1 protein-coding gene is annotated in these 566 nt (G+C 38.3%); it reads left to right on the plus strand.

What is annotated here, in order from left to right; genetic code table 11:
* On the plus strand, positions 1-566 hold a 566-nt coding region (locus ABS911_RS15295), incomplete at both ends, for a zinc-binding dehydrogenase (protein WP_350468259.1).

Raw genomic sequence — 566 nt, forward strand, 5'->3', positions numbered from 1 at the left:
TGAATACTTACGTGTCCCATTTGCAGATTTGACTTCTTTTGTTGTTCCTGAAAGTAATCTACCGGATGAAAAGGTATTATTTCTATCAGATGTACTGCCAACAGCATATTGGAGTGTAGAGCATAGTGATATGAAACCAGGAGATACAGTAATCGTATTGGGTTCTGGCCCTATCGGATTATTTGTACAAAAATTTGCCAAAATGAAAGGTGCTAAACGTGTAATTGCCGTAGATAACGTCGATCATCGTTTGCAGCATGCGAAAAAAATGAACGGCGTAGAGACCGTGAATTTTTCAGATGTTTCTAAAGTTGGTAGTGAATTATATGAAATGACTAAGGGCGGTGCTGAGGTAGTAATTGATTGTGTAGGAATGGATGGTGTAACACCAATCAAAGAAAAAACTAAAGAAATTCTTACCCCGCAAAGCGGTTCTTACTCACCAATTCAAACGGCAAGTGAAGCTGTGAAGAAATTTGGGACGTTGATGGTAACTGGAGTTTATATGACTCCAGCAACGAATTTCCCTTTCCAAGATTTCTTCACTCGTAATGTGAGTATTAAAA

Source organism: Carnobacterium sp., from assembly GCF_040274425.1.